Annotated in this window: 7 protein-coding genes and 1 pseudogene; 1 reads left to right on the forward strand and 7 read right to left on the reverse strand. The window is 46.1% G+C overall.

Annotated features, from left to right (window positions below; genetic code table 11):
* From RBT11_20290 to RBT11_20305, 4 genes are all read right to left on the reverse strand, one after another.
* Positions 1-436, reverse strand: a 436-nt coding sequence (locus RBT11_20290; GenBank protein ID MDX9789126.1) for a hypothetical protein, incomplete at its 3' end; no start/stop codon positions are given.
* 309 nt (positions 437-745) lie between these two features.
* Positions 746-1,288 carry a hypothetical protein gene (locus RBT11_20295; GenBank protein MDX9789127.1) on the reverse strand — a complete coding sequence of 181 codons (543 nt, stop codon included), beginning with the start codon at positions 1,286-1,288 and terminating at the stop codon, positions 746-748.
* A gap of 57 nt (positions 1,289-1,345) precedes the next feature.
* Positions 1,346-2,710, reverse strand: coding sequence for a DUF1329 domain-containing protein (locus tag RBT11_20300; protein MDX9789128.1), 1,365 nt, complete (start codon positions 2,708-2,710; stop codon positions 1,346-1,348).
* Positions 2,711-2,856: 146 nt separating this feature from the next.
* Complete coding sequence (locus RBT11_20305) at positions 2,857-4,545, reverse strand: DUF1302 family protein (GenBank protein ID MDX9789129.1); 1,689 nt, start codon at positions 4,543-4,545, stop codon at positions 2,857-2,859.
* Between the two features lie 193 nt (positions 4,546-4,738).
* Between RBT11_20305 and tnpA the strand changes: the two are divergent.
* Positions 4,739-5,117 (forward strand): annotated as a pseudogene (gene tnpA, locus RBT11_20310) (IS200/IS605 family transposase).
* Positions 5,118-5,264: 147 nt separating this feature from the next.
* Here the strand turns inward: tnpA and RBT11_20315 are convergent.
* The 3 genes from RBT11_20315 to RBT11_20325 all read right to left on the reverse strand — a co-directional run bounded on the left by RBT11_20315 (position 5,265) and on the right by RBT11_20325 (position 9,935).
* The gene (locus tag RBT11_20315) at positions 5,265-6,467 is read right to left on the reverse strand and encodes a phosphotransferase family protein (protein MDX9789130.1); all 1,203 of its coding nucleotides are present in this window, start codon (positions 6,465-6,467) and stop codon (positions 5,265-5,267) included.
* A gap of 451 nt (positions 6,468-6,918) precedes the next feature.
* A complete protein-coding gene (locus RBT11_20320) occupies positions 6,919-7,932 on the reverse strand; it encodes a hypothetical protein (GenBank protein MDX9789131.1) in 1,014 nt (337 codons plus the stop codon).
* Positions 7,933-8,420: 488 nt separating this feature from the next.
* On the reverse strand, positions 8,421-9,935 hold the full coding sequence (locus tag RBT11_20325; GenBank protein ID MDX9789132.1) for an FAD-dependent oxidoreductase: 1,515 nt from the start codon (positions 9,933-9,935) through the stop codon (positions 8,421-8,423).
* Positions 9,936-10,069 lie beyond the last annotated feature (134 nt).

The raw sequence follows: 10,069 nt of genomic DNA on the forward strand, positions 1-10,069 counted from the left end.
AATCCACGCTGACCGGCACTTTCGCCTGCGTCCAGGTTTTTCCCATATCATCCGAATAGACGATAATCCCGCGCACCCCGGCGCTGACCACCCGTTTGCCGGCAAAGGCGACCGCGTTTAAATGCGTCGTCGGCGCAAGGGTACTCATTCTGGCCGGCGTCTTCAAGGGGTCTTGAAATTCGTTTAAAGCGGCCTGCGCGGAACCGGCCTTCTCCGGGGCCGGTGAACTCATGGCATGTACTGCGCCCGTTGGGGCGGTTGCGTCGGCTCCCGAACAGGGAACCGCCGATGCCATGCAGACGGCCACGGCCAGCACGCTTGTGATATGTCGAAAGATCATTTTTTTCTCCCGTTGTATCTCTTGCACACCCTGTTCATTTTTAAGAAAAAAGTTAAACACCCGCGCGTTACCTACGCCCAGCTCCACTACCAACATGGATACAAGAATCCCTTTAAAAGCGCCGTAACTGCCGGCGTCTCCTTTCTAATACTTCATCCTGCCGTTTTCTTTCATGTGGATTGGTTTGTCACAAATTCCTTTTGCTGCTCCTGAATGGCCGTATCAATCTCTTCTATTGAATAGATCGTTCACAGCTTGTATAATTTGAGTTTACTTTTACATGTTAAGTTTTTAACTGGTAATTTGATACACAAGCATAGAAAAGCATTTCTTCTGCTAAAGGATCTATCCACAGGTGTCTTTATAAAAATTTCTGTATTTTATATTGTGTAATTAATTGCTAGGTTAATGCAATTTTTTCAAAAGACTCTCTATCGCGGGTACTTTCTCAGAATCTGGCTCCCACCCTTGCTGGATAAACCAAGAGCGCTCACGCAGCAATTGCTCTTTTGCGTGTGCAAGAACTCCTTCGCGTATGGCCTTCTTGCTTTCTGCCTCGCCATCTAAAAAGATGGCCATAATGACCTCACTAACTTTTGCTCGCAAGGACCGAACAGCCTTTAACAACTCTTTTGGTTCCACTCGTGCTCGATCAAGCACATCTTCGCATTGCGCTGTAACTATCTCGAGTTCTGCTATTGCTGACCTTGACTCAAGTCCACCTTTAGTTTGCTGTATCAAAACATTAGAAAACCCGAGAAGACGTTGAAGCTCGTCACAATCATAGCGATACTCAAGATCAATTCTCTGTAACATGAGGCTCAGCGTTCCAAGTATAAGGTTGGTTTGCTCAATCGCCACCTTGTTGTTTGGATCAATGGCGGGAAGAACATTATCTTTCATCGTCTTCATGATACCTTGCAGCTGGATTGCAGGGCGTATTTGCATTTTATATTCCTTTTTTAAAAAACGGATAATTGTTATTTGTTGCTCAATTCCAAAACCCTATCGAATTCCAGTTCCAGCAAGCGTTTGAGGATTCCAGTCGGAATCAGGGCGAATTAGCGGGTAAAGATTTGGGCCGATCAGGAACACATTCCACCAGTAAACCCCGCTAACGAAGTCATAGCCATAAAAAGTTGTGGAATAAGGAGCTTGTGTAACATAGTTAAACGTAAAGGCAGAAAATACTGCCCGATATAGTTCATCTCTTTGGTCATACTCATCAGTCATAAGTGCTGTCCAACTGTCTTCATCTAAATAAAGTGTCCGCCTGCCGTATATATGTCGTTTTCCCGGCTTTAACGCGCCCTCTATCACCCATACGCGGTGTACTTCAAAACGGTTACAATCAGGATTAACAAAGCGGGGACCGATGTATTGATCCACGGACTCAAGCGTGGGGTGAATTGCTGCATTATACGAGTTATAGGGGACAATCATCTCTTTCTTACCTAAAATTTTCCAGTCATATCGGTCTGGACTGCCCGTAAAAAGAAAGGTGTCGTCATAGGTTGCAGCACCGGCTACAGTCGTATTTGGGCCATCGTACGAAATTTCTGGAGCCATCTTAACTCTTCGCTGACCTGGAAGATATTGCCAAGCGGGATCTCCGTTAGTTTTGTCAGTACCTAAAAACCACATAAGTCCTTCACCAGCTCGATTTGCTGGTGCGAATACAATGTCATGATCCATCCAGTGGTATTTTTTCTTAAAGTCACTTGCGGAAGGATTCCAGTAAGGATATTCACAATAGTTTTTTGCTCTGGAAGTCATTATTTTACGACCGCTAGAGGTTATAACCCAACCCGTATATTCCATCAACTCTTCGCCTGGTGCACACCAGCGCAATATATGGTTCCACAAAGCCTCAACACCTGTTTTGGGGATGGGAAATGGGAAACCACAGAAGCTACCAGTAAGCTTTTTATCATCATTTTCAAGCGTTGCTGTTAACGCCGATTTTTTGGTGCCCTCGGCAATATAATCGGGAATTGCAACCGAACGGCGTGTTGGATAAACATCAACCCTAAATTCCGGATACTTAGTCATAAGCATCTTTAGTGACGGGCAAAGCTTCTCTGAATACTGATCCATGTTTTTAGAGTCTATTGAATACAAAATTTTATCGTCTGCAAACGGATCTATTAGCATTTTAGTTCTAAGATCGTCTATACTGTAGCCCATCTTGTCAGTTAATCCTCCGGTATAAGGTGGTATAGTTCCATCTGCATTACCTGCTTTTTCAGCGCCTATCGCTGTCAACTTGTCTCCTCCCAGCAAACTCAGTTCTTCAGGTGTGAGTGTGGCTGAGGCGTAAGTAGAAAACCCAACCACCAAGGTGATTATCGCTATGATCTTTCTAATCATCGTTGATTCTCCTTTGTTTTTGTTTGGTTTAGACGCTTGCATCGATTCCAATTAGAAGAACTCGTGTATTTTCCTAAAAGATCGTAATTCAAATCTAAAAAGCAATTTTAATTAACTACCGTGTTAAACCGTCCAGCAATGCCAGATTAGAATGAAGTTTTAAGGGTGAGTGAAATGAAGTCACGGTCCCGAAGTCCCGCGGTTCCCGCACCATTTCCGGCTCTGTTATTCACGTTCCCAGTTGCCGGATCAACTTCGATATCTCCAAAATAATCTACATAGTTAAGGTTAACTTTGTATTTGGTAAAAATATCAAAATTTAACCCTATTCCCCAACTTCCTTCCCCTTTGGCGCCGTCATTGACGGTGGCTGCAACACCCCACAGCCCGTAACCGACGCTCAACGGCATGGTCAGATCCACGCCGGGAAGAATTTGCAACCATTGCGGGCCAAAGTTCACGTTGAGCGTACAGGCATCCCGTGTGACCGAATCAAAGGCATTATAACCGCTGGAGCCTTTGAACATATGGTCATTCTCCGATACATCCATCCAGGAACTGAAGTTGGCCTCAATGGTGTAGCTGCCAGAATCCCACATCGGGGTCCGCTTCAGCAGGCCGATAAAGTTCACCGTGGCGTGAAAGGTATCGCCCCTTGCGCCCAGAAGCTCTCCATCATCCGGCAGCAAGGTGGAATCGAAAATCATCGCGGGATTGCTTCTGAGCGACATATTCCTGCGTATGGAAACCTCGGAGCCCAGGCTGCCGCCAAACAGCGTGTTGGCGTAGCTCAACCCGTATATCTGAATATCTCCCCCGTACGCGAAATGATAGGTGCCGTCGGCAAGATTCAAAATCGCCTGCGGCAAGTGATCGGAGGTGTTTCTGAAATAAAAGCCTACAGTTCCCCCGTGCAAGGACTCCGGTGACCATCGAGCGGAAACGCCAAACTCCCGGTACTCCTCGGGCTCGATATCTTCACCATGCGTCAACCAGGGGCCACCAGGAGCAAAAAGAAGTATCTCAGAATCTTTCAGGTTCAGATCGGAAGATGCAAAATAGGTCCCCGCCTCTGGCGCCAAGTTTTGCTCCCATTGCAAAAAATACTGGGCTGCTAAAGTTACAGAATTACTTATCTGTGCCACGGCACTAACTTGATTCATAGGTCTAAAAATTTCCTTGACCTCCACTCCCGGAGTAGCCGTTCCCTTTCCAAGATCAAGCGGCGCCTGACCGAAGTTAAGACCATTAAACGGGCTCAGCAAGGCTTCTCCCCAGTACACCGTATGCCGCCCGGCCTTCAGATAAACCGGCGCCTCGCCGATCTTCACCCTTCCAAAAGCAAAGGCATCGAGAATCTCTCCATCTGGCCCCCTAAAGTAACGTTCAGCCCAATTGCTAAGTCCAATCGCTTGCTGCCCATTTTCAAGATGGTTCGAGGTGGCAACGGAATCATTGTCAAAACTACTGTCGTATCTTGCATCATACCAGAGTGCCCCACTAACCCTGAATCCATATAACCCTTTGTATATTAGATCTATTTCAGAAAGAAGATCCGCTCTATTTTGCACGATTCCCACATCAAAATTTCGATCCCCATCGTCGGAATTGATATCGCCTATGAGCTTGCCTTCCGCCCCGTGTAGCCGCTGCTGCAGAGTGTACCTTATTGTGTTGTCCCAGCGGATCTGCAAATTATTATTTCCAGTTGGGATGCTGAATGCAGCCGCACTACCACCCCAAAAGACCAGTAACAAAAGTAGTGCCAGAGACCCTAAAAAAATTTGCCTTCTTACTCCTCTTCTACAATAATTTTTTCTCATTTTTTCTTTCATTTTGGATTTCCTCACTTTGTTTTGTTTGTTACCAATAATGAAGCCTTGAATAAGAATTACAAATGTTTTTCACGTTACTCTTACAACTACTTTTTCTTTTAAGTAAAAGTCACTTTAGCATAATTTTTCTTCCCCCCTTTCAATGAATAACGATTTAAGCTTAAACCGCAGCCGGTAGGAATGCCAATACCATGTGTTTTCGATTACCAAATATCGAAGAAAGACTTTATAAGGCCAACTTCGTAAGTACCTTAGGCAGGTGTTCAAGGAATTGGCGCGAAAAGGAGAAGGCTGAGTCGTAGAGGGGCAATTGATGATGGACCACATGCATATGCTGCTCATTTCAACACCACCCAAAATCTTGATTTCTCGGGTTATCGATTTTATAAATGGAAAAAGTGCGATTTATGTCGCACGCAATTACCTTGGGCAAAAGAGAAATTTTACTGACCTCTGGGCCGGAGGTTATCATGTTTCCACTGTTGGTCGAGACAAAAATACAATTCGTCAGTACATCAATCAAGTCGCAAGAGCAGGATGATAAACGAATGGAGGAACAACTATCTTTTTAAGAAACCGCCACCTTTGAGGTGGTCAATGTTCCAACCGCTTTGATCAATTCACATTTTAATGCCTCGGACCTTGCCGGAGGTAATTTAACTTTTTTTTCTATTGCATGCTATGTATCTTAAACCTCTATTTCGAAACACAGGCTTAATTCACGGAGCCACTTCAAGAAGCATACGCATTTCTTCTAAAAGCATAGGCCCGACACCCATCAGCCAAAGAACATATGCGTCCTGATGGCTCTTCCCACAACGCACGATGCGATATCCTGTGCTGAACAAGAGCGTGGCCATCATATAATCATTGAAAATTTTGTACCAATGCACGGTCTTGGGGTTGACGCGTAGTCCGGATGCCTGTTCGTAGGCATCTATAAACTCCGCCTCAGGAAGAAGGCTGCTGACTAGGAACGTCTTTCGGTCTTCCGCCAGCGTCCCAAACCCGCGACTGGTCGTCCAGGCAATGTCTAGATGCCTGTCGCCAATACGCCCCAGCTCCCAGTCCAGCCAGGCCGTTATGCGAGAATCAGGCTCCGTGTACAGATAATTACCTGTGCGAAAATCGGCGTGAACTACAGAAGGAAAATCGAGAACCGGCAAGTTATTTCGCAACCAGCAAGCGCAGAAAGTCATCAACGGTATTTCTTCATCGCTGTCTTCCTCCCAGACGCGCTGCCACCAGTTTACACACCACTCGGCGCATTGTGTGCTGTTAATCCTTGGCACATCGAATGCACTCAAATCGGCCTTTCGAAAATCATATGTATGTATTTTAGCGAGATGCCTTACGAATTGCGGGGCAAGCTTTGCGCGCAATTCTGGTGAAAGTTGCGTTCCAAAGCCACTTAGACCGCTGACACCGGCTGTAGGTTTAGTTACGCCATCGACGAAACCATAAATAAAACCGGGATATGGCAGAAATTTGGCTTCTTCGTCACACCAGAACGTCGGCGGCACAGGTACCACCCCGTTAAAAGCCCTGAGCAACTGGAATTCGCGAAGGCGGCTCGTCTCAACGATGGACTCCGATGGCTGTATACGCAATACCATTGGGGTGCTCTCGCGACCGATACCAGGGCGGTTCCATGTGAGTGTGAATGCCATTTGCATCTTCGAAGCACCGCCACCAGCCATCCACTTTGCGTCGGAAATTTCAAATGGCTCATGTAACTCAGAGCGAATCAGCGACGCGACGCTCTTTACCAACATTTCCAAAGACAATGGTGAAAATTCCGGCCCATCTCGGCGCTTCATCTTACGCGTCAAAATATAGTCGATTTCGCGTTCGACAACATAACGCCGACGTATGGATTCAATCCACTGCGGCGATGGACGGTTTTTATCGATAGTTTGCATATGTTTTCCCTATCTTTCTATTTTTGAGTCTTACAAAGCAGCGTGCCAAGATCGCCGAGATCAAGGTAGTCACAGAAGCTCTTGGTCTTTCTCTGCCATTGACCCACAAAGTGTATACCCAACAAAGTGAAGAAAGATAAACCATCATTGAAAGCCGTTTAGTGAGATAAACCCCACCTCGATATGTTACAGTTTGGATTTATCGTCATCCTGATTCATTAATTTTGAGATAGGTTGTAGATAAAGTTATTCCGGGAAAGATATAATCGGAAAAGCGCATTTCGGAAAAAAGTATCGCTTTCAGTAAATCCTCAAAGAACAAGGCACCAATTTATGCCTCGTGGATTTTTTTTTACACCATGCATCGCGTTCTAACTTTCCCCACCCATGCATGTTCCCTGACTGACAGATTGATTGCCGATAAATCTGTCAGTCAGGGCGATATGCCTTGTTAAAGTATACCAGTCAACTTGCCGTCAAAATAAGCCTTTAAGTTGCGCTCACAGACTGCGTCAGTCCCCCATGAATCCTGTGAAACACCCCAGCCCACCTGGCCATGGTTATTGACCCAGCGATGTAAGGTATTAAAAATGATAAGCTGCAGATAGCATGTCCAGTCTCCTCCCGAAACAGCAGAACCCTGTATGTCGAGTGTTTGACCACTCGTGTCTGTGATATGCGCATCCATAGACACTGCCTGCAATCCATTCATGCGTGCAGCCCGGACGTCCGCGGAAACGATCGGGTGCACCACCCCATTGCGCAACACATAACCGTGGGCAAGCGAGTATTCTTGTTCCGGAGGCCCAAAGGGGTCACGATGTAAAATCATATGTGCTGTCAGATCTTTCCCAAAGTGAGCATGCACCCAGCACAGTGCTCTCATGTCATGTTCCTGGCGCGGCCCCCAGCTATGATCTATCGTATCGACGCAGTCGACTTGAAATCGTCGCCCACCGAGCACCACCTCACCTTTGACTTCGCATGTCATATCGTAATGGCCGCGATAGCCTGCACCAAAACCTGAATGTTCTTCCTGCTTTTCCTTCGTAGCTTGCGCACGCACGTTCACGTCCGCATCATGAATGTCAAATGGATCCATAAGCCCATGATAATCCAAATGAAATTCAGTACCATTACGCCCCGTATAGTCGATCCGATAGTCACGCGGTGGCTTCACACACTTAACGGCCATGCCATTCGGAAGCTTGTAATCGAGGTAGCTTTCCACCAAAGGCAAATGCTCTGACACGTCATAGTGAATTGCTCCCCAACGTTTCTCTGTAAGAAATCCGTAGACAACGATATCAGATACTTGCGCGCCCACCCCCGGCCTTGCGACCTGGTAGATATTAGCAAAGATCCGCTCCTCCGGAAGATACCAACCAAAATAATGTGTCTCTCCCCAATTAAAATCTACATCTTGAGGGATATGTAACTCTAAATCCTTAACATTAAACATCATGCTCTCCTTTCACGGTTAGTTTAACCAAACATATTGTTTCCCTGTAAAATTTTGTAGTTATGGCACTTGAAAACTAAAGTGCGGTGAATGGCAAGTGTTGCAGTATAATACTGAAGAAGAATGGATTTTGTGGCACAAGGTGCACCGGACTTCACCAATGTGTGATTTATGTGGATTTGATATACCCCTTTTAATATCTTCCATTTTCTCGGTCTTTTTTGCGATCTCTAAATAGCTACCATGGCAACTGAGACATTTATCGGTAGTGGGTATCACCACTTCACTATTTTCGAGGTGGCAATCCTCACAAGCGTTTTTCACTAACATTGGGTGCCTGCTATCCGGCTCATTGCTGAAGGCTGTAAATCCATATAGAGATATCGACACCACGATCATGAAAGTCAAAATCGTCTTAAAATGATAACAAATAGAATTCACATTATTCTCCTTTTCCAGACGCAATCTTTTAATGAAACAGGAGCACCGTTTTATGCTTCCTTTTTCAAGGCCTCATCGGCCGCAAACTTTCCGGCAAGTCTTCCCCCCGGCAGCACATAGGCAAGACTGGCGCCTCCAGCCGCATTTTCTCCTGCGACATAAAGCCCTGGGATAGGATTACGGTTTTTGTTAAGAACCCTAAAACGCTCATCGACAATTAATCCTCCCCAGGTATTGAAACAGGCCCCCCCTTTCTGAGAAACTGCATAGAAAGGCGCCTTTCTAATCGGTTGCATATACTTGGGTTCTTTAAAAAAATCTTCATCAACCCCCTTGTCGCACAGCTGGTTATATCGAGCCACAGTCTCGACCAAGACGGCGGCACCAACCGCCATTTTCTTGGCAAGTTCTTGAATGGAACCGGCCTTCATGATGGTTCCCTCTTTAAGATATTTTTGAAATTGATCTTCAAACCAGGGGCAAGGGTATTCGCAGAACATCGGATCAAATTTCTTAATTATATCTTCCTTTCGAATAATATCCGCATCAAAAAGGGTAAAAGAGGTCTGGTCTTTTTGAGATAAAGTCTGTGCCGCCTGATAGCTGTAATAATATCCACCGTAAAGGCTTTCGCAGAAAAACCTTTTCCCTTCTTTGTTTACGGTTAGAGATTTTTGTCGCACAAGTTGGTTGGGTGTGCTGTAAACCGTGGTGGCACCATGTTCAGAGAGGGCACCCCCGTCCCAAATCTCAATCTCTTCCATTCCGTTCGTTTCCGCTCCGAGCGCCTGGGCCATCCGGATACCATCTCCTTGAGACCCCGGCATACCCCAGTAGCGCGCCCCTTCAACTTTCCGCGGATTGCCATATTTCTTCAACATGTCCTTATTGGCACCGAATCCACCCGATGTAAGAATAATTGACTTTCCTTTGATAATTACCCGCTTACCATTCGGAAGCTGAGCTGCAACACCAACAACCTTTTCCTTATGCACCACTAAAGATATAACCGGATGTTCCAAAAGGATTTTAGCCCCCAAGTTGCGTGCCTGTTTTTCCAATGCTTCGGTAAATCCTCTAGCATTGTGCGGGAACCAAGAATACCATCCCTGCTGTGGGTGTTCTGGGTCTATCGGACAATGCACTATCCCAGGGGCTGGGGCTCCAGCCGCTGGCTTAATCTCATAGACAACACCAAGATCCTCGAGCCAATTTAGAGTGTCTGCCTGAAATTCGAGAATTTGACGCACAAGTGTTGGGTTGCGGCCCGAAGTGGCATTGGGAATGGTTAAATCGCGGTTGACTCGCTCAGATAAGGGCGGCGATTGTATACCCAATTTATTTTGGATTCTGCTACCGCAAAGTCCCTCAACAACCATTGCCAAAGAAGTGTTCCCACCACAAAAAGGATTCTTCTCAAGGACAAGGACTTTGGCACTGTTTTCGATTGCAGATACGGCAGCGGCAAGGCCAGCCCCACCAGCACCCACGATTACGACATCAGCTTCATGATTCCATTTTTGAGGCAGCTGAATGGGAGAAAGCGGTTCACTTCCGGGCGCCAATACTTCATAGTTTCGCTAATCTAAAATTGACCCCTTTTGGGCACAAACGATAACCCAAAATTGACCCCCCTTAAGCACATCTCTGATATTGAGATTGCCGACAGGCAATTCACAATTATCGGAGGAAAGGAGAA

The sequence above is a fragment of the Desulfobacterales bacterium genome (assembly GCA_034003325.1).
GTDB lineage: Bacteria > Desulfobacterota > Desulfobacteria > Desulfobacterales > JAFDDL01 > JAVEYW01.

What these genes read in the sequence shown, in the direction of transcription:
- RBT11_20305 (MDX9789129.1), bottom strand. Translation starts at nt 4,545, where the DNA reads ATGAAAGAAAAAATGAGAAAAAATTATTGTAGAAGAGGAGTAAGAAGG.
- RBT11_20315 (MDX9789130.1), bottom strand. Translation starts at nt 6,467, where the DNA reads ATGCAAACTATCGATAAAAACCGTCCATCGCCGCAGTGGATTGAATCC.
- RBT11_20300 (MDX9789128.1), bottom strand. Translation starts at nt 2,710, where the DNA reads ATGATTAGAAAGATCATAGCGATAATCACCTTGGTGGTTGGGTTTTCT.
- RBT11_20320 (MDX9789131.1), bottom strand. Translation starts at nt 7,932, where the DNA reads ATGATGTTTAATGTTAAGGATTTAGAGTTACATATCCCTCAAGATGTA.
- RBT11_20295 (MDX9789127.1), bottom strand. Translation starts at nt 1,288, where the DNA reads ATGCAAATACGCCCTGCAATCCAGCTGCAAGGTATCATGAAGACGATG.